Source organism: Paenarthrobacter sp. NPDC057355 (assembly GCF_042667405.1).
Lineage (GTDB): Bacteria > Actinomycetota > Actinomycetes > Actinomycetales > Micrococcaceae > Arthrobacter.
Window position 1 is genome coordinate 137,112 of sequence record NZ_JBHVAL010000001.1, and the last position, 24,679, is coordinate 161,790.

A 24,679-nucleotide genomic window follows, 5' to 3' on the forward strand; every position below is an offset into this window, starting at 1 on the left:
CAATGACCTCCTCCAGCTACCTCCGTTTCCCGCATGTTCACGGCGATCTGGTCACCTTCGTGGCCGAAGACGACGTTTGGGTCGCACCGCTTCAAGGAGGCCGTGCCTGGCGCGTCTCCTCCCAGCAGCTTCCGGCCAGGAACCCCCGGTTCACGCCGGACGGAAAGCAATTGGTGTGGACAGTGGTGGTGGGAACGTCCCCGGAAGTGGTGACGGCGAACGTCGACGGTGGCGGCTACCGGCAGTTGAGCTATTTTGGCCACAGCACCACCAAGGTGAAGGGTTTCACCCCAGCCGGCCAAGTAGTTGTCACCAGTGCCTTCCAGCAGGCCGAAAGCCGCCACACGCATGCCTATAGCCTCCCGCTCGACGGAGGTGCCGCCGTCGAACTTCCCTTTGGCCCGGTAGAGGCAGTTGCTTTCGGGCCGGAGGTCGGCGATGAGAAGCCTGTGGTACTGGCAAGCGTCCTCTCACGCGAGCCCGCTTGGTGGAAGCGTTACCGCGGAGGTACGGCCGGCAAGCTGTGGATCGACGCTGACGGCAACGGCGAGTTTGAACGGCTGGTTCCGGAGATCGATGGCAACCTCACTGACCCCCTGTGGGTGGAGGGCAGGATTGCTTTCCTCTCGGACCACGAAGGCTTTGGCAATCTGTACTCGGTCCTCCCCGATGGTTCCGGGTTGCTCCGGCACACTGACCACGAGGACTTTTATGTGCGGCACGCCAGCACGGACGGAAAGAGGATTGTCTTCGAATCTGCCGGCGAGCTGTGGATTCTTCCCTCCCTGGACGCTGACGCCCAACCGGCCAAGCTGGAAATCTCCCTCGGCTCGGCTTCGCCTGCACGCCGGCCTGCGCCGCTGAAAGCCTCAGCACACCTCGGTGACGTGTTCCCGAACGTTGCCGGGACGGCCAGCGCCGTGGAATCGCACGGCACCATCCATTGGCTTCGGCACAAGGACGGACCGTCGCGCGTCGTGGAAGCCACGCCGGGAGTCCGTGCCCGACTGCCCCGCCCGCTTACAGACGGCAGGATCGCCTACGTGGCGGACCACGGGGGAGTCGAAGCGCTGTACATCAAGCGCATCGCCTCCAGGCTGGCGGCGGCGGAAGTGTTGAAGGCCGTGGAAGCACCCGCTCCGGCGAAGGAAGACGATTCCTTGCCGAAGCCGGTATCCGTCTCCAACGTGGTGGGACAGACGGGCGCGCCGGTACAGACCGCGTCGCCGGCGACAGTGCCTGCCTCGGGCACCGGCGTTGAGGTCCCAGTGGAGCCTTCGGCCGACACTGCCGGTGGCATTTCCGCTCCTGAAGTACAGCCTGCTCCGGAGGATGCGGCCCAGCTCCGCATCGATTTCCCCAAGCCGACGCGCACCAGCACCTTGGAAGCCAGCCCGGATGGCCGCTGGGTGGCCGTCGGCACGTCCTTCGGGGACGTCTTCGTCGCCGACACTTCCACCGGGACGCTGAGCAAGCTCGTTAGTGTGGGCGAAGGAAGCATCGAGCAACTCTCGTGGTCGGGTGACTCGCAGTGGCTCGCCTGGTCCGAACCCGTGACGTCCTTCGGCTCGCGCAGCAAACTGAGGATCGCCCGTCCCGAAGAGGGCGATGCCGCGATCATTGACATCACTGATGGCCGGTTCTGCGACGAGTGGCCACGGTTCACACCCGATGGCAAGTTCCTCGCTTTCCTTTCAAACCGGAGCTTCGACCCCGTCTATGACGGCCACTCCTTCGATCTTTCGTTCCCCAGCCCCATCAAGCCGTACATGGTGGCGCTCGCAGCAGACACGCCCTCGCCCTTCGGGCCTTCGGTGGACACCTTGGAGGACGCGCCGCAGGCTGCGGAGAAGTCCGACGACGGCGAAGTCCCCGCTGTGCGCGTTGATGCGGAGGGACTTGCCCACCGCGTCATCGCTGTGCCGGTGCCCCAGGGAAACTACTCGGACCTCGCTGTTGGCGATGGAGCACTGTTGTGGTTGGATACCGAACTCTCCGGTGTCACAGGGGAGGGCAAAGGCACCCTCCAGGACAAGAAGACCGCACCGTCCCTGGTGCGTTACGACATCGCCAAGCGCAAGCCGACAACGATCGTCCCCGCAGTAGAGAACTACCGCGTGTCCGGTGACCTCGGCCGGATCGTCTACGTCCTGGACAAGAACGTCATTTCCGTACCCGCGGACAGCAAAGTGGAAGAGGACTCGGCTGACCACGTGAAATTGGATCTCAACCGGATCCGCGTCATTCTCGACCCTGTTGCTGCCTGGGGCCAAGCGTTCGATGAGGCCTGGCGATTGCAGCGCGACTTCTTCTGGACCGCCGACATGGCGGGCCAGGACTGGGAGTCCGTGTACAAGCGGTACCGCCCCATCGTGGACCGGCTCGGTTCGCACGATGACCTGGTGGATCTGCTCTGGGAACTCCACGGCGAGTTGGGGACCTCGCATGCCTACGTTCGTCCGGCAGCTGTCACGGAACCGGGCCGCAATGGACAAGGGCGGCTGGGAGCCGAGCTGCAGCTCGGCGCCAATGGTTGGGAAATCACCCGGATTCTGGCTGGCGAGTCATCGGATCCCCTTGCTACCTCGCCTTTGACGCGACCAGGCGTGGACGCAAAGGTGGGCGATGTGCTCCTGGCGATTGACGGCGTCGAGCTTTCGCCGGCCCTGACCCCGGCGATGCAGCTGGTGGGGGCCGCCGGCCGGACGGTTGAGTTGACGCTGCTGAACGGCAAGGGACACGGCGAAGCTGCGGGATCGCAGCGGCGTGTAGCTGTGGTTCCCATCCGTGATGAGGAAAGGCTCCGCTACCAGGACTGGGTACGGGCCAACCGCAGGACCGTCAGGGAAGCTTCCGGAGGCAAGTTCGGCTATCTCCACGTTCCGGATATGATGGCCAACGGCTGGGCCCAGCTCCACCGGGATCTGGACACCGAGACTGCCCTCGACGGGCTGATCGTCGATGTTCGACGCAACCGCGGTGGACACACCTCCCAGCTGGTCGCCGAATTGATCGGTCGAAAAGTGACTGGGTGGAGCATGCCGCGTGGCGAGAAGCCCCGGACCTACCCGCACCACGCTCCGCGCGGTCCCGTGATCATCCTGGCCGACGAATTTGCCGGGTCCGACGGCGACATCATCACCCAGGTTTCCAAGCTAAGGGGCATCGGTCCGGTCATTGGAACGCGGACCTGGGGCGGTGTGGTGGGCATTGACAACCGCTTTACCTTGGCGGACGGCACAGGTGTCACCCAACCGCGCTATGCCACATGGTTCAGCGGCGGGATTGGCTGGGACGTTGAGAACCACGGTGTTGACCCGGATATCGAGGTCCTGTTCCCGCCCCATGCCTACGCGGCCGGCACGGATCCGCAACTGGAGTACGGCATCGGCGCGCTCAAGGAAATGATCCAGGAGCTCCCGACCGATCGTCCTCCGCTGCGTGAAGGGTACAGGAAGGTGCGCCCGGCGCCGTTGCCCGCGCGTCCGCAGCTCAAGAAGTAGCGGTACTTAAAGGACTTGGGTCCCTGGAACGGGAAGAGCCCCTGTCACTCCGGGTGGAGTGACAGGGGCTCTCGCTTTTTAGAGTCTTTGAGGCTACTCAGCGAGCGTGGCATCGAGGGTGATCTCGATGCTGGCGAGGGCGCCGGAGACGGGGCAACCGGTCTTCGCGTCCTCGGAGATACGACGGAAGTCCTCCTGGGAGAGGCCTGGAACCTTCGCGGTCATGGTCAGGTGGCTGCCGGTGATGCCGGTGCCCGGAACGAAGGTGACGTCGGCCTTGGTGTTGACTTCCTCGGCGGTGAAGCCTTCACCGGCCAGGGCGTGGCTGAAAGCCATGGAGAAGCAAGCGGAGTGGGCCGCAGCGATAAGTTCCTCGGGGCTGGTCTTGCCACCGGACTGCTCGGTGCGCGCCTTCCAGGTGACATCGAACGTTCCCAGGCCGGAGCTGTCCAGCGTGGTGTTGCCGGCGCCCTCAATAAGGTTGCCGTTCCAAACCGTGTGTGCGGTGCGTGTTGCTGCCATGTCCACTCCTTAGGGTCGTTATGTGTCGGCAACCGGCCTTTGGCAGGTGCCACCGGTTTCAATCCTAGGTATTGAACTTCCGGACTGCACGGCCATTCTGCTGTCAGTGGATTGTGACCCCTAGACTGACGCCATGGAAACCGAAGAAAACGCGTTGCAAGATCACCGGGGCAGGCCGAGGATAGCGTCGATCATGATCAATTCCGTTGATGCTGCCCGTCTGTCGGCATTTTGGTCTGAACTCCTGGATATGCCCGTCAGTGCGGAGCATGAAGGCTTTATCTGGCTGCGGCCAGCTGACCCTGGCGTTCCGCAGCTGGCCTTCCAGCAGGTCCTTGAACCGACCGAGGGTCGACGCCGGCTGCACCTGGATCTGCATGACGCCGACGCTGCCGCTTTGAGGCGAAAGGCCGAGGCTTTGGGCGCAACTTTCGTCGAAGGCCACGACATCGCGGATTTCCACTGGGATGTGATGCAGGATCCGGAGGGCAACGAGTTCTGCATTGCCCAGGAGTAGTCAACCGACACAGCAAAAGAGGCCGCTCCCACTGTGCTGCAACTGTGGGAGCGGCCTCTGCGCATCAGGATGGATCCCCCGATGCCGCCCGTCAGGTAGGTCTGCGTCGGGTCAGTTCCAGAGGGTGGCGATGGCGATGTTCACCAGGGCAAGTCCACCGACGCCGTGGGCAAGGCCCGTGGAGACGGCCTCACCCTTCTTGACCTTGCGCGAGCCGATCACGGCCAGCACGGCGACTGCCACGCCGATGGCAAACTTCACCCCAAGCTTGAAGTAGTTGGGATCAGCATCCGGCATCATGGGCAGTACGCCCATCATGGCGATGCCTGTGAGGAGCTGGAGGAAGGCACCGTCGCGCTGGCGGGGATGGACGGTCGGCTCCCTGAGGGTGGCGATCCAGTAGCCCACGATCATGGCTGCGCCGACGATGTGCAAGAACACCAGAATGTTGAAGAGAATACTCATGGCCTTAGCTTATCCAGTCGGTTCTACGTCCTGTAGCAAAGCCACGCGAAGGCGTTGAAAGCGTAACGGGCAGGCTCCCGGGTTTCCCCGGCAACCTGCCCGTTTTACTCTGCAAGCGATGCGCGCAGATGGAGTGACTTAGAGACCAAGGTCTGCTTCGAACGCACCCTCTTCAAGGCGTGCCTTCAGAGTCTGCAGGAACCGTCCGGCGTCCGCGCCGTCCACCAGGCGGTGGTCGTATGTCAGGGACAGGTACATCATGGACCGGATGGCGATGGAGTCGTCACCGTTTTCGTCAGCGACCACGACAGCGCGCTTGACGATGGCACCGGTGCCGAGGATACCTACCTGCGGCTGGTTGATGATCGGGGTGTCGAACAAAGCACCGACAGAACCGATGTTGGTGATGCTGAACGTACCGCCGGAGAGCTCGTCCGGGCCGATCTTTCCGTCGCGGGTACGGCCGGCGACATCAGCGATCTTGCCGGCGAGGCCGGCGAGGTTCAGGTTGCCGGCGTCGGAGATGACCGGAACCAGAAGGCCCTTGTCGGTGTCGACGGCGATCGCCAGGTGTTCGGCGTTGTGGTACGTGATTTCCTGCTTGGATTCGTCGTACGCGGCGTTCAGCTTGGGGTGCTGCTTCAGTGCCTCGGCTACAGCCTTGGCGATGAAGGGCAGGAAGGTCAGCTTGACGCCGTTCTGGGCCTGGAAGGAGTTCTTGGCCTTGAGACGGAGCTTGGCGATCTTGGTCATGTCGACCTCGTGCACCTGCGTCAGCTGGGTGGAGACCTCGAGGGACTCGCGCATGCGGCGTGCAATGACCTGGCGGATACGGGGAGCCTTCTCCGTGGTGCCGCGCAGGGACGAAGCAACAACAGGGGCGGCAGCCTTGGCTGCGGGAGCAGCAGCCGGAGCCGGTGCTGCAGGAGCGGCGGCAGCCTGCTTGGCTTCGGCGGCAGCCAGGACATCCTGCTTGCGGATGCGGCCACCAACGCCGGTGCCGGAGACCGATGCAATGTCTACGCCGTGCTGGTTGGCGAGCTTGCGCACCAGGGGAGTGACATAGCCGGACTCGGAGGAGCCGGCTTCTTCGGCGGGGGCGGCAGGTGCAGCAGAAGGAGCCGGGGCGGCGGGAGCGGGTGCGGCAGGGGCCGCCGGTGCTTCTGCAGCCGGAGCAGGAGCAGCAGCCGGCGCCGGTGCGGCAGGCGCTTCTGCCGGTGCGGCCGGAGCCGGCGCAGCAGCAGGAGCCGCGGCGCCTGAACCGATAACAGCCAGAACGGAACCTACTTCAGCGGTTTCGTCCTCGTTGACCCGGATTTCCTGGAGGGTACCGGCAACGGGGGAAGGAATCTCGGTGTCGACCTTGTCGGTGGAGACCTCAAGGAGCGGTTCGTCAACCTCCACCGTGTCACCGACGGCCTTGAGCCAGCGGGTAACGGTGCCTTCGGTGACGCTCTCGCCCAGGGCGGGGAGGGTCACTTCCTGGCCTTCGCCGCCTGAAGCAGCGGGGGCCTCAGCTGCAGGAGCTGCTGCTTCCTCTGCCGGGGCGGCAGGTGCCTCTGTGGCGGCCGGTGCAGCCTGCTCTGCCGGAGCAGCGGGTGCTTCCTCAGCCGGTGCGGCCTCAGCGGCGGAGCCGGAGCCATCGCCGATGCGAACCAAAGGTGCACCGACTTCAGCTGTCTCATCTTCAGCGACGAGGATTTCTTCGATGACGCCAGAGATCGGAGAAGGGATTTCAGTGTCTACTTTGTCGGTTGAAACCTCGAGCAACGGCTCGTCGATCTCCACCCGGTCACCAACCTGCTTGAGCCAGCGGGTGACGGTTCCTTCGGTGACACTCTCACCGAGGGCGGGCAAGTTAACGGATTCAGACATGTCGTCCCCGTTCTCCTTATTGATCTTTGTGCGGATGAATTCTGCTGGTCCGGGCCGGGTGCATCCGGCAGATCCGCTGCATGCACCCGACCCGTTTGTCTTGGGTAAAGACTTAGCCGTGGAGCGGCTTGCCCGCGAGGGCGAGGTGGGCTTCGCCCAAAGCTTCGTTCTGGGTCGGGTGGGCGTGGACCAGCTGGGCCACGTCTTCCGGGTAGGCTTCCCAGTTCACGATCAGTTGGGCTTCACCGATCTGCTCACCGATGCGTGAACCAATCATGTGGATGCCAACTACGGGGCCGTCCTTCTGGCGGACGAGCTTGACGATACCGCCAGTGCCGAGGATTGAGCTCTTGCCGTTGCCCGCAAGGTTGTATTCCTGGGTCTGCACCTGGTCGTCGCCGAACTTCGCCTTGGCTGCCTTTTCGGTGTAACCGACCGTGGCGATTTCAGGCTCGCAGTAGGTGACCTTGGGGATGTTGATGTCTTCAACAATGGCCGGGTTCAGGCCGGCGATCTCCTCGGCAACAAAGATGCCCTGCTGGTAGCCGCGGTGTGCGAGCTGGACACCCGGGACGATGTCGCCCACGGCGTAGATGTTGCCAACGCCGGTGTGGAGGCGCTCGTTGGTGATGACGAAGCCGCGGTCGATGGTGATGCCTGCTTCTTCGTAGCCGAGGTTGGCGGTGACAGGACCGCGTCCAACGGCAACGAGCAGCAGGTCTGCTTCGAAGGTCTGGCCGTCAACCAAGGTGACCTTCACGCCGTCGTCGTTCTGTTCGACGCCCTGGAAGAAGATACCCGTGGTGAACTTGATGCCGCGCTTCTTGAATGCACGCTCGAGGTTCTTGACGATCGAGGCGTCCTCGTTGGGGACCAAGGAGGGGAGGCCTTCGATGATGGTGACGTCCACGCCGAAGGACTTCCAGACGGAAGCGAATTCGACGCCGATGACGCCGCCGCCCAAGACGATGGCGCTCTTGGGGATGTAGTCCATGGTGAGGGCCTGGTCGGAGGTGATGACCTTGCCGCCGATTTCAAGACCCGGAAGCGACCGTGAGTAGGAACCGGTGGCCAGGACAATGTTCTTGCCCGTGTAGGCCGTACCGTTCACAACGACGGTGTTGTTGCCCTGGAGCTTGCCTTCACCCTCGATAACCGTAATGCCCTTGGACTTGATGAGTCCCTGGAGGCCCTTGTACTTACCGGCGATGATGCCGTCCTTGTAGGCGTTCACGGCCGGCATGTCGATGCTGTCGAGCGTGACGTTCACGCCGTACTTGGCGGAGTCGCGTGCGTGGTCGGCCAGTTCGGCCGAGTGGAGGAGGGCCTTGGTGGGGATACAGCCGTTGTGCAGGCAGGTTCCGCCGAGCTTTGCCTTTTCCACAAGGCCAACGGTGAACCCAAGCTGCACGGCCCGCAGGGCAGTGGCGTAGCCGCCGCTGCCGCCACCGAGTACCAGGATGTCGAATTCTTGCGCAGTTGCCTGATCGGCCACTAAAACGCTCCCTCGCGTGAAGGATGACACGGGACTGCGTGCCATCTGGTCTTTGGAACTTGTTCTGCCGTGATTATGCCAGCACCTAAGTTCTCTTGCATTTGTGACTATCGAGTTCACCTTAGCGAACCACCTACCCATGCTCCACCCTCTGCGGGTGTTTGTGGAGCGCTTGTGTCGAGACTCACGTTCACTTGTGACACAGCGCTACACGCCGCATAATTCCGGGGTTGCGCGGCCCTGACAGGATGCCGGACGGACCGCGCAACCCGGAAGGGAGCGGGGGAGTGCTGCTAGGCGGAAACCGCCAGAAGGTCCTCGGCGTAGGCAACCAGGGTGCGGACTGTGCAGCCCGTGCCCTGCTTGGGCGTGTAGCCGTAGGGGCTGCCGTTGTTGAACGACGGCCCTGCGATGTCGACGTGGGCCCACGGGATCTGTTCGCCGTTGCCGTCCTTGCCGACGAATTCGCGCAGGAAGACTGCGGCAGTCATCATGCCGCCGTTGCGCTCACCGATGTTGGCAATGTCGGCCACCTGCGAGTCCAGGCTGGGGCGGAGTTCCTCGGGCAGGGGCATGGGCCACACGAGTTCGCCTGCCCGGTCGGCGGCGGACTTGAGCGCCGCCGTGACGGAATCCGAGCCCATGACGCCGGCCGTGCGAAGACCCAGGGCAATCAATTGGGCTCCCGTCAGCGTGGCGACGTCGATGATGACGTCGGGCTTCTCGAGGCTGGCGGCGACGAGTCCGTCGGCCATCACCAGGCGGCCTTCGGCGTCGGTGTTCAGGACCTCAACGGTCTTGCCGCCGTGGATGGTGAAGACATCCGCGGGCCGCGCTGCGGCGCCGGAGGGCATGTTCTCTGCGATGCAGAGCCAGGCGGTCGCCTTAATTGGCAGACCCATCGACGCTAGCGCCAGGACCGTATTAAGTACGACGGCGGCGCCCGCCATATCGCTCTTCATGTCGCCCATGCCGAGGGCCGGCTTGATGGAAATGCCGCCGGTGTCGAAGGTGATGCCCTTGCCGACGAGGGCAATCTTCTTGTCGGCCTTGGCCGGCGCGTATTCCACCTTGACCAGGCGCGGCTGGCGGCTGGAACCCTTGCCGACGCCGAGGATGCCTCCAAAGCCTTCCTTTTCGAGGCGCTTCTCGTCCCAGACGGTGACCTTCACAGGAAGGCCTTTTGCGAGTTCCTTGGCGGACTCTGCAAAAGACTCGGGGTAGAGGTGGCTGGGAGGCTGGTTGACCAGCGTGCGGGTGGCGTTGACGGCCCTTGCCAGCACGATGGCGCGGTCGAGCGCCGGCTGCGCGGCCTTGGCGTCCACGTCAGAGAAGATCAGGGCCTTGGCCACCGGGGCCTTCAGTCCGTCCGTGGACGAGCGGTGCTCGGTGTAGGAGTAGGCGCCCAGGGCGGCACCTTCGGCGACTGCCGCAACATCGGTGATTGCCGGCGTCGGGAAAGCCAGCGTTACCGAGGAGAGTCCGGCCAGCTGGCGTACAGCGGAGCCGGCTGCGCGCCGCAACGCCTCTTCGCTGAGGTTGCCGCTTTGGGGCAGTTTGCCGACGCCGGCCAGGACCAGGATGCCGGCACCTGTTTCCGGCAGACCGGGAAGCCGGTGTGCCTGGTCCGGCGCGCCGCTGATTCCCAGGGACTTCAGGGAGCCCGCAACGGACTCGGCAGCCTTTGCGCTGAGGGGATTGGCGAGCAGCATCGGCCCTTCAGCGCCTTGCGCAACGCCGATTACAAGTGCGTCGCTGGGGGACTTTTTCAAGTCCTTGGCGATGATGCCCAGGTTGATGTCAGTAGTCTTGACCACGAGGATGTGTCCTCACTTCTCTCTGCAGTGCATGGCGGGGCCGCATGTTTGGCGGCCTGCCCCGGTACGCGCCCGACGTCCTCATTCGACGGCGGCCTTGGTCTGAAGGCCCAGCGTCGCAAGCGGACGTCGGCCCGTTTCGATCGTAGTCTCTCGATGCCCGCGGACAGCAATTAAATGAGATCTGCCGCACATCCGCCGGCAGGAATGTCCGCCTGCTTTGCAGCGTTGTAGCCATATAGACCATCCAAACTTGCCCTGTGAAAGGAATACGCCGTGTTTGAACGGATATCCGGCACCCTCCTGGACCCTGAAGCGCTCTACGCGAGCAACATCGAGACCTTCCACAGCCCCGAGCTCCGCGGCCTGAACATGGTTATGGGATTCACGGGTTTCGCCGACGCCGGTCACGTGGTCCGGCAAATAAATGCCGAACTGCTGGAGGAGCTCAACGCCGAGGTCGTGGCCATGTTCGACGCCGACCAGCTCATCGACTACCGTTCACGCCGGCCCCAGATCAGCTTCGTGGAGGACCACCTCCAGGACTACAAGGCGCCCAAACTTGGCCTGTACAAGCTGACGGATGGGCTCGGGCAGCCGTTCCTGTTGCTGGCAGGTTTTGAACCGGACCTTCAGTGGGAGCGTTTCGCCCGCGCAGTCGTAGGAATCGTGGAAAAGCTGGACGTAAACCTGGTCACGTGGATCCACTCCATTCCCATGCCCGTGCCGCACACGCGGCCCGTTGGGGTGACGGTACATGGCAACCGGCCCGAACTGATTGAAGGCATTTCCAGCTGGAAACCTACCGTTGAGGTGCCTGCCGCCATCGGCCACATTCTTGAGCTTCGGCTCACCGAGGCCGAACGGAACGTCGCCGGTTACGTGATCCACGTTCCGCACTACCTTGCGGAAGCGGAGTACCCGACGGCGGCCGTCGCCGGGTTGGAATACCTTGGGGCAGCGACGTCCCTGATGCTTCCTACCGACCGCCTCCGCGAATCCGGCCGGGAGGTCGTCCGGCAAATCGCCGAGCAGATCGAGGCGTCCGAAGAAGTCCAGGCCGTCGTGGCCAACCTCGAGGCCCGTTATGACGAGAAGTCGGAGGGAATGGTTCGGCGCTCGCTGCTCGCCTACGAGAACGACGAACTGCCCGACGCCGAGGACATCGGTGCCGCTGTGGAAGCCTACCTGGCGCGTAAAGACACGCCTCAATAAATCAGCTTTAACAGTTGACCGGCATAATTGGACCTGTGACTGCTCCCCGCGCCTGGCTTATCTGGACCATAGGCATCTTTGCCTACCTCGTGGCAGTGGCGCAGCGTACATCCTTTGGGGTTGCGGGTCTGGAGGCAACTGAACGGTTCCATGCCAGTGCCTCGGCGATTTCTTTCTTTACTGTGCTGCAGCTGTTGGTCTATGCAGGGCTCCAGATCCCGGTAGGCGTCCTCGTAGACCGGTTTGGATCCCGGGTGATGGTGGCCGGCGGTGCCGTCCTTATGGCCGCCGGACAGCTGCAACTGGCTTTCGCCGACACCATTCCCGGGGGAGTCCTTGGCCGCGTTCTGGTGGGCGCCGGCGACGCCATGACCTTCATCTCCGTCATCCGGCTGGTTCCTCTGTGGTTCGCACCATCCCGGGTTCCTTTGGTGACCCAGTTGACCGGCATGTGCGGGCAGCTGGGTCAGCTCTTCAGCGTGGTTCCGTTCGCGCTGCTGCTGCATTCAGCGGGGTGGACGCCTGCCTTCCTGACCCTGGCGGCGATGTCCGTGCTTGCCGTGGTCCTGGTCCTCACCCTGTTGAGGGACGCGCCTCCCGGGCATCCGGCCACGGTTACGGCCCAGGGCCTGAGGGCCACGGGTGTTTCCCTGTCCCGCGCCTGGAAGCAGCCCGGAACCCGGCTCGGACTCTGGAGCCATTTCACCGTCCAGTTCAGCGGCAACCTGTTCGCGATGACCTGGGGTTACCCGTTCCTGCTCTCAGCCCAAGGACTCGACGCCGGAACAGTCTCTGCTTTGATGGCCCTGTTCGTGGGCACGGCCATTGTTGCCGGGCCAGGATTCGGTAGGTTTGTGGCCAGGCATCCGATGCGCCGTTCCGCCATGGTCCTGTTGATCACCACCGCAACCGCCATAGCTTGGGCGGCCGTTCTTCTTCTGCCCGAGCGAGCCCCGCTCTGGCTCCTGGTCATCCTGGTGGTGGTACTGGCCGTAGGGGGGCCAGGCTCCATGATCGGCTTTGACTTCGCCCGAACCTTCAATCCCTCGCATCGCATTGGGACGGCTACCGGGATCGTCAACGTGGGCGGCTTCATCGCCGCCTTGATCGCGATCTACCTCATTGGCCTGGTGCTCGATCTCCTCAATGCCAGCGGCTTTTCCGGCGGAGAGCTGTATGGACTGGCGCCGTTCCGGATAGCTCTTAGCGTCCAGTTCCTGCTGCTCGCGATCGGAACCCTGCTCATTGTCGTGACCCGGCGCAAGGTCCGCCGTCAAATGGCCGCGCAAGGGATCCACGTGCCGCCACTGGCAACAGCGCTCGCAAGGCAACGGCGTGAGCGCCTGGAGCGGCGGCGTGAGGCACGTTCGAAGGTGGCAGGGGAGCAGTAGCGTCCCTTTCTTGAGGCTTTTCCACATAGGGAAGGTGCTCCCTGTTTCTTGCCTCCGCCGATGCGCAGGCTGGATGCATGACTACCAACAGAACGCTCAGCATTCACCAGCCCGAAGACATCCTTGGCTACATTCCCCACATGCTGGGCTACTGGCCTGAGGACAGCCTCGTGGCCATCACCATGCAGGGAAAACTCATTGGCGCAACGCTCCGTGTGGACTTGCCAGTGTTGTCCCCACCAGAGGGACTGGCCTGTTTTGCTGAACAAATCCTCAGTTATCTCATCGCCGACGAGGCTGCCAACGGCGTTGTTCTCGCGCTCTACACTGCGGACGGTTGGAATGATGGCACAGTCGTCCACCGAACCGCCCCGCTGCTCGATGCCCTGCGGGCCAGCCTTGACCGTGCGGGCCTCATCGTCCGCGACGCATGGTTGGTGGGCGCCGAGTACTGGCGCGGGGCCTACTGCGAGGACGCCGGCTGCTGCCCGGTTCCGGGATTCCCGGTGGAACGGATCAAGGAGAGCCGGCTCAGTACCGAGCTCGTGTACCGCGGGAGCGCTGTTGGACCGTCCCCGGCCAAGGGAGCAGAAGGATTGTGTTTGGCCCGCCCCGGGGCGCACGACCCCCTTGTCCTGGAGGCGGAAGACATGTTCGGCGAGCGTGTCCTTCTCCAGTGGCGCAGCGAGGCCTGCTTTGATGCGGTCCTTGCTGTGTGGCACCACGTGGTGGACAGGCACCGTCAAGGGAATCCCTTGAATCCGGCAGATGATGCAGGGCTCATGGGCTTCCTGAGGACCACCCTGAAGATTCCGGCGTGGCGGGATGCCGTGGTGGTGATGGCAGCTGCAGGTATCGCGTCCGCTAAATCCGGTGCCGCCGGGTTCGACTTCTTTACGGACGAGGACGCCCACGGCGAGCTCTTCGACCCCAGGGAAGTGGGCGTCGACCCTCTTGAAACCATTGACTGGGCGGCAGCCGGATCCGGTGACCCCCGCTACGTATTTACCTATGGGGATGTCTTACTGGGTATGCATCCCGAGCTGCCATGCTGGAAGGACCTTGATGCTCTGCAGCAGGTCCTCGCGGGGCTCAGCGTCGATAATGAGCAAGGCGAAGTGGCGGCCTCGGCCATGACGCTTCAAGGATGGATATTTTGGTGCAAGGGCATGGGTACTTTCGCCCACGCCTGCCTGACCCGGGCAGAAGAAGCCCATCCCGGCTACCGGTTGGCGGAACTGCTGATGGGGATCCTTGGTCAAGGGGCCATCTGCGGGTGGGCGCGCCGCCCTGGCTCAGCCTGGAAGGGGCCAAGGAATGCCCCGGTTTAGTTCCAAGCCGTCCAACAGGCGTGCGTTTGGCAAAACCGTGAGACAATGGATGCCGAGACCCGGTTGGGTCCGCGTTTAAATGCTTGGATTGCCCCGCCTGTCGGGAACAATCCACGGTCGTCTGTAGTTGTAATCAAAGACTCTGCAGGCGGCGATCGCATTTGAAATTGATCGCGGACTTGACAGGGTCATAGTGGTGTTGCCCGTATGGTGATTCCACAGACCGCCGCTAGAAAGGTTTTCTGTGACCCCGTCTTCCGTCGAGAAGGAACCCGCCGCCCTGGCCGAATTGTCCGCTGAGGAAAAGAAGGCGGCCACATCGGCAAAGCGCGCCGCGACACGTGCTGCCAACAAGGCTTCAGAGGGCGACTCTGACAAGCCTGCCCCCAAGAAGCGTGGACCCAAGCCTGGCGCCAAGGCCGCTGCTGAAGCAGCGAGCGACTCCGCCGTCGATCCTGAAGAGCCCGGCGTCGAGGACGAAGACTTTGACCCCGCAGCAGCGGAGGAAGTCGAAGTCGGAGACGACGACACCGAGGACGGCGCAACTGCCGCCAAGGACAAGGCTGCCCCGTCCGGCTCCGGCTTCGTCTACTCGGACGCCGATGACGACGACGCACCTGTACAGCAGGTCATGTCGGCCGGTGCAACAGCCGACCCCGTCAAGGACTACCTGAAGCAAATCGGCAAGGTCGCCCTGCTGAATGCCGAGCAGGAAGTCGACCTGGCCCTCCGCATCGAGGCCGGCCTCTTCGCCGAGGAAAAGATCAACGCAGATGACGGATCCATGGATCCCAAGCTCAAGCGCGAGCTCGAATTCGTCATCCACGATGGTAAGCGCGCCAAAAACCACCTGCTCGAGGCCAACCTTCGCCTCGTCGTTTCGCTGGCCAAGCGTTACACGGGTCGAGGCATGCTGTTCCTGGACCTGATCCAGGAAGGCAACCTGGGCCTTATCCGCGCCGTGGAGAAGTTCGATTACACCAAGGGCTTCAAGTTCTCCACTTACGCCACTTGGTGGATCCGCCAGGCAATTACCCGTGCCATGGCAGACCAGGCCCGCACAATCCGTATCCCGGTCCACATGGTTGAAGTCATCAACAAGCTGGCCCGCGTTCAGCGCCAGATGCTCCAGGACCTGGGCCGTGAGCCCACGCCTGAAGAGCTGGCCCTGGAACTGGACATGACGCCCGAAAAGGTTGTCGAGGTCCAGAAGTACGGTCGCGAGCCCATTTCGCTCCACACCCCCCTTGGTGAGGACGGCGACTCGGAATTCGGCGACCTGATCGAAGACTCCGAAGCTGTTGTCCCGGCTGACGCGGTGAGCTTCACGCTGCTGCAGGAGCAGCTGCACTCCGTGCTGGACACGCTGTCCGAGCGCGAGGCAGGGGTTGTGGCCATGCGCTTCGGCCTCACCGATGGACAGCCGAAGACTTTAGACGAAATCGGCAAGGTCTACGGAGTGACGCGCGAGCGTATCCGCCAGATCGAATCCAAGACCATGTCCAAGCTGCGGCACCCGTCCCGCTCGCAGGTACTGCGGGACTACCTGGACTAAACGGTCCGCGCAAACCAGGACGCATGAAGGCGGCCCAGTCGGATTTCCGGCTGGGCCGCCTTCTTGTTCTTTGCCGTGGATTGTTCTCCGCCGTGGATCCCACCGGTCCGGGCCGCGCAGTGAAACCGGAGGGCCCACGGAAACCGGGCCGCACAGCAAAAAGGGCCCTTCCGATGGGGAAGGGCCCTTCTGCGCAAGGTGGCTCCGGTCTTTTGCCGGCTGCACCTCTTAGTCGACGGGGACTGGTGCCTTCTCGTTGAGGCGCTCGGTCTCATCGTGCCAGTCGGAAGTCATAGGCCGGAGCGTGGCTTCAACTGCACGTGCGTGGTGGCCGCAGAAAAGCAGCTCACCGCCGGAGGACTCGAGTACAACGCGGACATACGCCTGGGCTCCGCAACGATCGCACCGGTCAGCGGCGTTCAGTGTGCGGTCTGCAACTGCTGTTGTCATGTCGGCCTCCTTAGTAGTTCTGTATATCCATATAACCAGCATTCGACGCCGATCCATGGCAAGGATGGGTCACTTTCGCTGTCCGCGTATCACATGTACGTAACGTAAGGAGGCGTTCTGTCCGCAGCCGGGAGTGGCAACCGGTACGTCAAGTCCATCGCGGCTAACCTAGTATGGGCAGTGTTTGCCTTGAATTTTCAGCGAAGCATGGCTGGAAAAGCACCCTGAGACATACCCCGAAGGAGCACACCCCCACGTGGCACCGAGTTCTGAATACAACGCCCGGCACCTCTCTGTCCTCGAGGGCCTCGAAGCGGTCCGCAAACGCCCGGGCATGTACATCGGATCCACAGACTCCCGTGGCCTCATGCACTGCCTGTGGGAAATCATCGACAACGCGGTGGATGAGGCCCTGGCCGGTTTTGGCCATGACATCAAGGTCATTTTGCATGCGGACAATTCGGTGGAAATCCACGACGACGGCCGTGGCATCCCCGTTGATGTCGAGCCGAAGACCGGACTGTCCGGCGTCGAGGTTGTCTTCACCAAGCTGCACGCGGGCGGAAAGTTCGGAGGCGGCTCCTACACCGCTTCAGGTGGGCTCCACGGCGTTGGTGCCTCAGTGGTCAACGCTTTGTCCAGCCGCCTCGATGTCCAGGTGGACCGTGGCAGCAAGACCTACCAGATGTCCTTCCGTCGCGGTGAACCCGGGCGTTTCCTTGATGCCGGATCAAAGCCCGGGCCCTCTTCCCCCTTTGAACCCTTCGTCGAGAATTCGGTCCTGGACGTCGTTGGCAAGGCGAAGCGCGGTGTCACCGGAACCCGGGTGCGTTACTGGGCAGACCGCCAGATTTTCACCCCGGACGCCAAGTTCTCCTACGACGACTTGGTGGCCCGTGCCCGCCAGACATCGTTCCTCGTCCCGGGGTTGCGGATCACCGTACGCGATGAACGCAAGCTCGCCGGCACCCCGGGGGAGAACGGCGTCCATGAGGAAGTGTTCCACCACGACGGAGGCATCAGCGAGTTCGTTGAATTCCTGGCTGCGGACTCCGGCGTTACCGACATATGGCGGCTCCACGGATCGGGCAAATTCAAGGAAACCGTTCCCGTGCTGGATGAAAACGGGCACAGCAAGATCGCCGAAGTGGAACGCGACTGTGAAGTCGACATCGCCCTGCGCTGGGGTACCGGCTACGAAACCACCGTGCGCAGTTTCGTCAACATCATCGCCACGCCCAAGGGAGGCACCCACCAGTCGGGTTTTGAAGCGGCCCTTTTGAAGACCTTCCGCAAGGCCGTGGAAACAAACGCGCGCAAGCTCAAGGCGGGCAACGACAAAATCGAGAAGGATGACATCCTTGCGGGCCTGACTGCCGTCCTGACGGTGCGTTTGGCCGAGCCGCAGTTTGAGGGGCAGACCAAGGAGATCCTTGGCACCTCAGCGGTACGGGCCATTGTGGCCCGGGTGGTCGAAAAAGAGATCACCGCACGGCTGAACTCCGCCAACCGCAATGACAAGGCCCAGTCTGCACTGCTGCTGGAGAAGATGGTCAGCGAAATGAAGTCGCGCATCTCGGCCCGCGTCCACAAAGAAACCCAGCGCCGCAAAAATGCGCTGGAGACCTCCTCCATGCCAACCAAATTGGCCGATTGCCGCACAGATGACGTGGAACGCTCGGAACTGTTCATCGTCGAAGGCGACTCCGCACTCGGAACGGCAAAGCTTGCGAGGTCCTCGGACTTCCAGGCGCTCCTGCCCATCCGCGGAAAGATCCTGAACGTCCAGAAGGCATCGGTGGGCGACATGTTGTCCAACGCTGAGTGCGCGGCTTTGATTCAGGTAGTGGGCGCCGGCTCCGGCCGCAGCTTCGACCTGGACGCAGCCCGATACGGCAAAGTCATCCTCATGACGGACGCCGACGTCGACGGCGCACACATCCGCACGCTGCTGTTGACGCTCTTCTTCCGCTACATGCGGCCGATGGTCGAGGCGGGCCGCGTGTTTGCAGCTGTGCCGCCACTTCACCGTGTGGAAGTGATCAATCCGGGCCAGAAGGCCAACGAGATGATCTACACCTACTCCGAAGCCGAACTGCACGTGCTCCTTGCCAAGCTGGTCAAGGAAGGCAAGCGGTACAAAGAGCCGATCCAGCGGTACAAGGGTTTGGGTGAAATGGACGCCCAGCAGTTGGCCGAGACCACCATGGATCCCCGACACCGGACCTTGCGGAAGGTTGGCATCGACAGTGCCCAGCGCGCGGAGGAAGTGTTTGACCTCCTGATGGGCTCCGATGTGGCACCGCGCAAGGAATTCATCATCGCCGGTGCCGCCACTTTGGACCGGGAACGGATCGACGCCTAGCCGATGCCGGCGTCAGCCAGGATTCTTGGCGGACGGGGCCCGGGTGGCCGGAGTTGACGGTGCGGCAAGCGCGGCCGCTCCGACCAGTACTGCGAGGGCCCCGAGACCCCAAGACAGGCCCGCTGCAACGGCAACACCGCCGACCAGCAGCGGACCTCCTGCGTCCCCGAGCTCACGTCCAAGTTCCGCCGAGCCCATGGTCCGGCCGAGTCTCTCCTTTGGCGTGGAATCGGCCAGGTGGGCAAAGGCCAGGGGCGTAGCGACTCCAATGCCCAGGCCAATCAGGACAGCGGCGGCGTAAACCCACCATGCTCCAGGCAGGACGGCTGCGAGGATGGTTCCGGCAGCAATGCAGGCGAGCCCCCCAACCATCCCCGGCCTGTCCGCGAGGACCCCGCGGTCCCGCAGGGCGCCGATGCGTGGTTGAACGGCAGAGGAGGCAACCGCCAGGGCAGTAACGACGGCGATACTCCCGGTGGTGCCGAGTCCCTCCCTGGCAGCGAGGGCGGGAAGGAATCCGACAGCAGCTCCGAGGGCTCCAGTAGAGGCAGCGAGCACCACGGTGGGTCCCAGGAAGGACTTTTCGGTGCTTTGCCGCCAGACGTCAACTATTGTGTAGCGGGTCCTGGGCAGCGGCTCGAGGCGCGGCATGGCGATCACTGTCCATGCGGCTATCACCAGGGCAAGAACCGACAGGATGGCAAAGAGGAGCGCGAAGCCCCCTGCGAGGATGGCCAGGGCGCCAAGAAGCGGTCCTATCGCATACCCGAGGCCTTTCCAGGAGCCGTATCGCCCGAAATAGCGGCCGGTCTTGCTGCCGGCGAGCCGCGCGACGCTGGCGGAGGATGCAGGCGAAAAAGCCGATGCCGCCATGCCTTGTCCCAGCCGGGCGGCGGCAAGCATGGCGGGTTGGTCTGCCCACAGACCGATCAAGGAGACGGCAGCAAAGGCGAGCAGGCCACCGACGATGACGGGTTTGGGTCCGATGCGGTCGCTCAGGGCGCCGAAGACAGGCTTGAGGAAGACCTCAGCGATGTCGTAGAGCGCGAGCAGAATCCCCAGGCCGAGGAGGCTGAGCCCGATGTCCTCGCTTTCGGCGCCGAGCCCCGCGGCCACGGCATGGGCTCCAAAAGCGGTAGTGAAACCGGCCGCATACAAGGGCCACCGATGGTAGGGCGTCGTGCGTGCAGCGCTGGCTGCCTCAGGGGTCCTCACGCACTAAATGTAACAGCTGCTACATTGGTTATTGTGATTGATGAACGTTGGCTGCTGATCCTGGTCCAGGTTCCGTCCCAGCCGTCGAGGCATCGCGTTGCGGTCTGGCGGGAGTTGCGGCGGATCGGGGCCGTACCGTTGAGCCCGGGTACCTGGCTTCTTCCTGCCCACCCCGCCTTCGACGAGGGGCTGGTCCGGGCCGGAGAGCTCGTGGCCAAGGGTGGGGGGAGCTGGACGTTGGTGGATGCCTTGCCGCGCCAAGAGGGCGAACAGACCTTCAGGGCCGCTTACGAAGCTGCCCGACAGGAGGAGTGGGCTGAGTTCATGGCCGACTGCCGCAAGTTCGAGGCGGAAATTGCCAAGGAGATTGCGCAGGAAAAGTTCACTTTTGCCGAACTCGAGGAAGAGGAGCAGAGCCTTGAGCGGCTGAGGCGTTGGTTCCGGGAGCTGAAATCACGTGATGTCCTGCACCTTCCGCAGGCGGCGGAGGCCGCGGACCGGCTGGCACGTTGCGGGGCGGCTCTGGAGGGCTTTTCTTCCAGGGTCTACGAGGTCATGCTCCCCGAGCAGGGCAGTTGAAACATCCTGCAGTGCCCTAACCGAGCAGTCCCGGCACGATCAACAGCGCCGTCGGTACTGCCAAAAGCAGAACCGACGCGGCAAGGACCAAAGCCCTCAGTCCCGTGGTGAGTGGCGGCTGCGGTGAGAGCAGGCGGCTGACGCGCGACGCCGTCGTTCGCGGCGAATCTGCACCGCCCGTGGCGCTGACCCCGCTGCCCTCGACGACGGCGCCCCCGCCTTTGAGGGCTGCGGCGCTGACGGCCGGCTGTGAGCTGCCGCTGGCGACGATGGCAATGGCCTTGATGAGCGTTCCCTTGCTTTCGGTTCGGAGCGCGACGTCGTCGGCGAGCATTTCGATCAGCGAGTTTACGGCTGTCTGGGCCAGGCGGGTGGTGGGAAACCAGGGCAAGGCCTGTCGCCAGGCTGCGAAAGCCCAGAGCAGGAGATCGTGGCGCTGTGAAAGATGGGCATTCTCATGGATGAGGACGGCCCGGAGCTCAGCTGGATCCAGTGCGGCCATCAGCCCGTCGGAGAGGACCGTGACGGAGCGGGCGCCGCCAGGCAGGCAATAGGCGACGGGCGAGTCGTGATTGATCACCACTGTCCCTGGACCGTCGTCGGATGGCGATGCGAGGAGGGCAAGGAGCTCACGGTGCCTTCGGCGCTGGCGTTCAATCTTGTAATACGTCAGCAGCAGGGTAAAGACCAGGTGCGCGGTGAGTAGCGCGGCCGCGGAGAGCGCAAAGAGGTGCCAGAAACCCAGGGCCGTGGTTGGTTCGTCATTGAAGACCATCCCGGCCAGGCTCCTGAGGCCTGCCAGGAGGTTGTCGCCAATGGGTTCCAGGCCATAGACGAGCATGGCGCCAATCATGGACAGTCCACCTGCGAGGGCGATTGCCTGCCACAGAATCATGGCCGTGAAGGGGGAGCGTGCCGGCCATTGTGCCCGCGACAGCAGGACGGGAACCGGCCACGCCAGAATCAATGCCAGGACCGCAAGCAGGTATGAGGTCCAGAACATAGTGGCTAATTGTAGCCGAGCAGTTTGCGCAGGGTAGCGGCTTCACTTTCGGTGACGGAGCCGATGAAGCGGGCAAGGACAGCCTCACGGTCGGGAGCCGAGCCCAGGACTTCGTGCATCAGTTCGGCTGTGTGGTCTGCGCGGCTGGAAACGGCCTGGTAGCGGTGCGGGCGCGTTCCGCGCTCACGTTCGACCAGACCCTTCTTTTCCAGGCGTGAGAGCACGGTCAGGACTGTGGTCACGGCCAGGTCTTTGCCTTGATGGCCGGCAGTGCCGTCGCCGGCTTCGGAATCCTGCGCGAGGAGATCCCGCAGGGTATTGGCGGTTGCAGCTTCCTGGCCTGCCCAGAGCAGATCCATCACTGCCCGCTCGAGTTCCCCAAGACTTGCCATCGATACTTCCCTACCTTCCGCATCCCAATGCAGCGTGTCTGCCCCTGGGAGCGATGATCCAACATTCCAGCATAAATCTACCGCTTTTCCAGCGTTCATTCTACGTGAGGTAGAACAATCGGCGTGGCGCGCCGGAAGTTCCTCCTCTTGCGCGTGGTGGATGCCACTTGAAGAATGGGTTTCGTTGCCGGGCATTTGTTCTACACTGTGTAGAAGAGAAGTTTTCTACGCTACGTAGAAGTAACGTCATCGTACTTCGGTCCACCGCACAAAGGACAGCCATGGACGCTTTGGAAATCGCACGCTGGCAATTCGGTATCACTACCGTCTACCACTTCATGATGGTGCCCCTGACCATCGGCCTTGGTCTGGTCGTGGCCATCATCCAGACCATGTGGTACCGCACGGGAAAGCCCGAGTACCTGCGCATGACCAAGTTCTGGGGAAAGCTGTTCCTGATCAACTTCATCATGGGCGTGGCCACCGGCATCGTCCAGGAATTCCAGTTCGGCATGGCCTGGAGTGAATACAGCCGCTTCGTAGGAGACGTCTTCGGGGCGCCCCTGGCCCTTGAAGCGCTGCTGGCCTTCTTTGTCGAGTCCACATTCCTTGGTCTGTGGATCTTCGGCTGGAAGCAACTCAAACGCGGCGTCCACCTCGCCTGCCTGTGGATCGCGGTGATCGGTTCTGTTTTCTCGGCCTACTTCATCATCGTGGCCAACTCCTGGATGCAGCACCCCGTGGGCGTCGAGATGGTGGACGGTCGCCCCGTCATGACCGATGCCTGGGCCGTCTTCACCAACAACACCGCACTCGTTGCTGTTCCCCACACATTGTTCGGTGCACTGGCGGTAGCCGGCGCCTTCCTGTTGGGCATCGCCTGGTACCACTTGTGGCGGCGCCGGCACGACGGCATCGACACCGTGGGCAAGGACGGCCGCATCATTCCCGGCGCGGCCAAGGACATCCCCGGACGTGACAAGGCCGATTACACGGTCTGGATGAAGTCCCTGAGGATCGGCGCCGTTGTTGCCATGATTTCCTTCGCCGGCACTGCCATCACCGGTGACCTGCAGGGCAAGCTCATGTTCGAACAGCAACCCATGAAGATGGCTGCCGCCGAAGCCGCATGCCACGACGGCACAGGGTTCTCGGTCCTCAGCGTGGGCAACCTCGGCGCAAAGAACTGTGACGACATCGTGGCCGTCATCGAAGTGCCCGGCATCCTCTCCTTCCTGGCCAAGGGCGACTTCACCACCGAAGTCAAGGGCGTGAACAGCCTGCTGGGCGAGTACAAGGAAAAGTACGGAACGCACCTGCCGGACAACCCGCTCTACGGAGACCGCGCAGGCCAGGAAATCCAGTACGTTCCCGTCATGGAAGTGACCTATTGGGGCTTCCGGATGATGATCGGCTTCGGCGGCGTAGCAGCCCTCGCAGCCCTGCTGGCACTGTGGGTGACGCGCAAGGGCGTTGTCCCCGGGTCGAAGTGGCTCATGCGGCTCGCGGTCTTCGGAATCCTGGCGCCGTTCGGTGCCAACGCAGCCGGTTGGATCTTCACCGAAATGGGCCGGCAGCCCTTCGTGGTGGCGCCCAACCCCGACATGAACGGCATTGACCAAGTATTCATGTTTACTGCCGCAGCAGTCTCACCTGGTGTCAGCGCTGGAGAAATCATGGCCTCGCTGGTGGTGCTCACCGCCATCTACGCGGTGTTGCTGGTGGTGGAAGTGAAGCTGCTGGTCAAGTACGTCCGTGGCGGGGTTGCCTCCGCCATGCCGGAACTGGCGCACGCCAAGGACGGCGACGCCGCAGGGAACGGGCACGACAAAGACAACGACACTCCGGACAAGTCCGGGGACGACGTCCTGGCATTCGCCTACTAGGAGCAGGGGAAACTGACAATGGAACTGTTGCCAACCATCTGGTTCGTGGCCATCGCTGTGTTGTGGACCGGTTATCTCTTCCTTGAGGGCTTTGACCTTGGCGTCGGCATGCTCATGAAGCTGTTCGCACGCAACAACACTGACCGCCGTGTCCTGCTGAACACCATCGGCCCGGTCTGGGACGGCAACGAGGTCTGGCTTCTGACCGCGGCCGGGGCCACCTTCGCCGCCTTCCCGCTCTGGTACGCGTCCCTGTTCTCGGCCCTTTACCTCCCGCTCCTGGCCGTTTTGGTTGCCTTGATCTTCCGCGCTGTCGCTTTCGAGTACCGCGGCAAGGTGGACTCGGAACGCTGGCGCAACCGCTGGGACTGGGCGATCGCCGTCGGGTCCTTCATTGCAGCTTTCGGCATTGGCGCAGCGCTTGCGCTCACCACCACGGGCCTTCCCCTGAACGCCAACGGAGACCGCGACGGCGGCCCGATGTCCTGGTTCAGTGGCTATGCGCTCCTGGGCGGTTTCGGCGTGGTCGCCTTCGCTTTGGTGCACGCCCTGGCGTTCCTGGCCTTGAAGACCGACGGCGAGGTGCGGCACCGCGCCCGCCGCTGGTTCGTGCGGCTGGTCCCGGCAGCGGTCCTGCCGATGCTGGGCTGGATGGTGGCTGTCCAGTTCCTCAGCGGCAAGCCCTGGACGTGGGCCCTGGTAGCCGCCGCGGTAGTAGCAGTGGTGCTCGCCTGGACGCTGGCCCGCGCCGGGTCCGAAGGCAGGGCGTTCGGGGCCCTGGGTGCGTTCATCGTGTGCGCCACGGCCTCGATCTTCGGAGCGGCGTTCCCGGTTGTCATTCCCTCCACCATTGACCCGGCTTTCAACCTGACCATTTCCAACGCTTCCTCGTCGGACTACACGCTGGGCCTGATGAGCATCGTTGCCGCGGTGGGACTGCCGCTGGTGATCGCTTACCAGTCATGGACCTACTGGGTCTTCAGGAGGCGGGTCAGCGCAGCACATATTCCCGAAGCGCACGGTTTCCTGCCGGCCATCGCATCAAAGGTACTCATTTCCAAGGACGCCGCCTCCACCAGGCCCGCGCAACCTGGAAACTAGCC

General features: G+C 63.2%; 19 protein-coding genes. 10 read left to right on the forward strand and 9 right to left on the reverse strand.

What is annotated here, in order from left to right; all coding sequences use genetic code 11:
- Positions 1-2 precede the first annotated feature (2 nt).
- Positions 3-3,503 carry a S41 family peptidase gene (locus tag ACFUOZ_RS00685; RefSeq protein ID WP_377543637.1) on the forward strand — a complete coding sequence of 1,167 codons (3,501 nt, stop codon included), beginning with the start codon at positions 3-5 and terminating at the stop codon, positions 3,501-3,503.
- Positions 3,504-3,596: 93 nt separating this feature from the next.
- On the opposite strand, the gene ACFUOZ_RS00690 is transcribed toward ACFUOZ_RS00685, so the two are convergent.
- Positions 3,597-4,025, reverse strand: a complete 429-nt coding sequence (locus ACFUOZ_RS00690; RefSeq protein ID WP_018778715.1) for an OsmC family protein — start codon at positions 4,023-4,025, stop codon at positions 3,597-3,599.
- Between the two features lie 133 nt (positions 4,026-4,158).
- Between ACFUOZ_RS00690 and ACFUOZ_RS00695 the strand changes: the two genes are divergently transcribed.
- Positions 4,159-4,542, forward strand: a complete 384-nt coding sequence (locus tag ACFUOZ_RS00695) for a VOC family protein (protein WP_377543639.1) — start codon at positions 4,159-4,161, stop codon at positions 4,540-4,542.
- 111 nt (positions 4,543-4,653) lie between these two features.
- Here ACFUOZ_RS00695 and ACFUOZ_RS00700 read toward each other — a convergent pair whose 3' ends face one another.
- The 4 genes from ACFUOZ_RS00700 to ACFUOZ_RS00715 form a co-directional block, all read right to left on the reverse strand.
- Positions 4,654-5,007, reverse strand: coding sequence for a hypothetical protein (locus ACFUOZ_RS00700; protein ID WP_377543641.1), 354 nt, complete (start codon positions 5,005-5,007; stop codon positions 4,654-4,656).
- Positions 5,008-5,145: 138 nt separating this feature from the next.
- A complete protein-coding gene (gene sucB, locus ACFUOZ_RS00705; protein WP_377543643.1) occupies positions 5,146-6,882 on the reverse strand; it encodes a 2-oxoglutarate dehydrogenase, E2 component, dihydrolipoamide succinyltransferase in 1,737 nt (578 codons plus the stop codon).
- 112 nt (positions 6,883-6,994) lie between these two features.
- Positions 6,995-8,377 carry a dihydrolipoyl dehydrogenase gene (lpdA, locus tag ACFUOZ_RS00710; RefSeq protein WP_377543645.1) on the reverse strand — a complete coding sequence of 461 codons (1,383 nt, stop codon included), beginning with the start codon at positions 8,375-8,377 and terminating at the stop codon, positions 6,995-6,997.
- Positions 8,378-8,670: 293 nt separating this feature from the next.
- The gene (locus ACFUOZ_RS00715; RefSeq protein WP_377543647.1) at positions 8,671-10,194 is read right to left on the reverse strand and encodes a leucyl aminopeptidase; all 1,524 of its coding nucleotides are present in this window, start codon (positions 10,192-10,194) and stop codon (positions 8,671-8,673) included.
- 276 nt (positions 10,195-10,470) lie between these two features.
- On the opposite strand from ACFUOZ_RS00715, the gene ACFUOZ_RS00720 reads away from it, so the two are divergent.
- The 4 genes from ACFUOZ_RS00720 to ACFUOZ_RS00735 all read left to right on the forward strand — a co-directional run bounded on the left by ACFUOZ_RS00720 (position 10,471) and on the right by ACFUOZ_RS00735 (position 15,686).
- Entirely contained in the window at positions 10,471-11,409 is a 939-nt protein-coding gene (locus ACFUOZ_RS00720) for a proteasome assembly chaperone family protein (RefSeq protein ID WP_377543650.1), read from the forward strand.
- Positions 11,410-11,444: 35 nt separating this feature from the next.
- Complete coding sequence (locus ACFUOZ_RS00725; protein ID WP_377543652.1) at positions 11,445-12,800, forward strand: nitrate/nitrite transporter; 1,356 nt, start codon at positions 11,445-11,447, stop codon at positions 12,798-12,800.
- Between the two features lie 77 nt (positions 12,801-12,877).
- Complete coding sequence (locus tag ACFUOZ_RS00730; RefSeq protein WP_377543654.1) at positions 12,878-14,131, forward strand: DUF4192 domain-containing protein; 1,254 nt, start codon at positions 12,878-12,880, stop codon at positions 14,129-14,131.
- A 244-nt stretch (positions 14,132-14,375) separates the two neighbouring features.
- Positions 14,376-15,686 carry an RNA polymerase sigma factor gene (locus tag ACFUOZ_RS00735; protein ID WP_144662537.1) on the forward strand — a complete coding sequence of 437 codons (1,311 nt, stop codon included), beginning with the start codon at positions 14,376-14,378 and terminating at the stop codon, positions 15,684-15,686.
- Positions 15,687-15,914: 228 nt separating this feature from the next.
- On the opposite strand, the gene ACFUOZ_RS00740 is transcribed toward ACFUOZ_RS00735, so the two are convergent.
- Positions 15,915-16,136 carry a hypothetical protein gene (locus tag ACFUOZ_RS00740; protein ID WP_018778705.1) on the reverse strand — a complete coding sequence of 74 codons (222 nt, stop codon included), beginning with the start codon at positions 16,134-16,136 and terminating at the stop codon, positions 15,915-15,917.
- Between the two features lie 256 nt (positions 16,137-16,392).
- Between ACFUOZ_RS00740 and ACFUOZ_RS00745 the strand changes: the two genes are divergently transcribed.
- Positions 16,393-18,501 (forward strand): type IIA DNA topoisomerase subunit B, encoded by a 2,109-nt coding sequence (locus tag ACFUOZ_RS00745; RefSeq protein WP_377543657.1) that lies wholly within the window; start codon positions 16,393-16,395, stop codon positions 18,499-18,501.
- Between the two features lie 12 nt (positions 18,502-18,513).
- Here the strand turns inward: ACFUOZ_RS00745 and ACFUOZ_RS00750 are convergent, their stop codons facing one another.
- Positions 18,514-19,716 (reverse strand): MFS transporter, encoded by a 1,203-nt coding sequence (locus ACFUOZ_RS00750; RefSeq protein ID WP_377543660.1) that lies wholly within the window; start codon positions 19,714-19,716, stop codon positions 18,514-18,516.
- Between the two features lie 33 nt (positions 19,717-19,749).
- Between ACFUOZ_RS00750 and ACFUOZ_RS00755 the strand changes: the two genes are divergently transcribed.
- Positions 19,750-20,295, forward strand: coding sequence for a Chromate resistance protein ChrB (locus tag ACFUOZ_RS00755; protein ID WP_377543662.1), 546 nt, complete (start codon positions 19,750-19,752; stop codon positions 20,293-20,295).
- A gap of 16 nt (positions 20,296-20,311) precedes the next feature.
- On the opposite strand, the gene ACFUOZ_RS00760 is transcribed toward ACFUOZ_RS00755, so the two are convergent.
- Positions 20,312-21,298 carry a M56 family metallopeptidase gene (locus ACFUOZ_RS00760; RefSeq protein ID WP_377543664.1) on the reverse strand — a complete coding sequence of 329 codons (987 nt, stop codon included), beginning with the start codon at positions 21,296-21,298 and terminating at the stop codon, positions 20,312-20,314.
- Positions 21,299-21,303: 5 nt separating this feature from the next.
- Positions 21,304-21,690: a BlaI/MecI/CopY family transcriptional regulator gene (locus ACFUOZ_RS00765; RefSeq protein ID WP_011774471.1), complete on the reverse strand. Its 387-nt coding sequence runs from the start codon at positions 21,688-21,690 to the stop codon at positions 21,304-21,306.
- Between the two features lie 281 nt (positions 21,691-21,971).
- Between ACFUOZ_RS00765 and ACFUOZ_RS00770 the strand changes: the two genes are divergently transcribed.
- Both ACFUOZ_RS00770 and cydB read left to right on the forward strand, forming a co-directional pair.
- The gene (locus ACFUOZ_RS00770; protein ID WP_377543666.1) at positions 21,972-23,576 is read left to right on the forward strand and encodes a cytochrome ubiquinol oxidase subunit I; all 1,605 of its coding nucleotides are present in this window, start codon (positions 21,972-21,974) and stop codon (positions 23,574-23,576) included.
- Between the two features lie 18 nt (positions 23,577-23,594).
- On the forward strand, positions 23,595-24,677 hold the full coding sequence (gene cydB / locus ACFUOZ_RS00775; RefSeq protein ID WP_377543668.1) for a cytochrome d ubiquinol oxidase subunit II: 1,083 nt from the start codon (positions 23,595-23,597) through the stop codon (positions 24,675-24,677).
- Positions 24,678-24,679 lie beyond the last annotated feature (2 nt).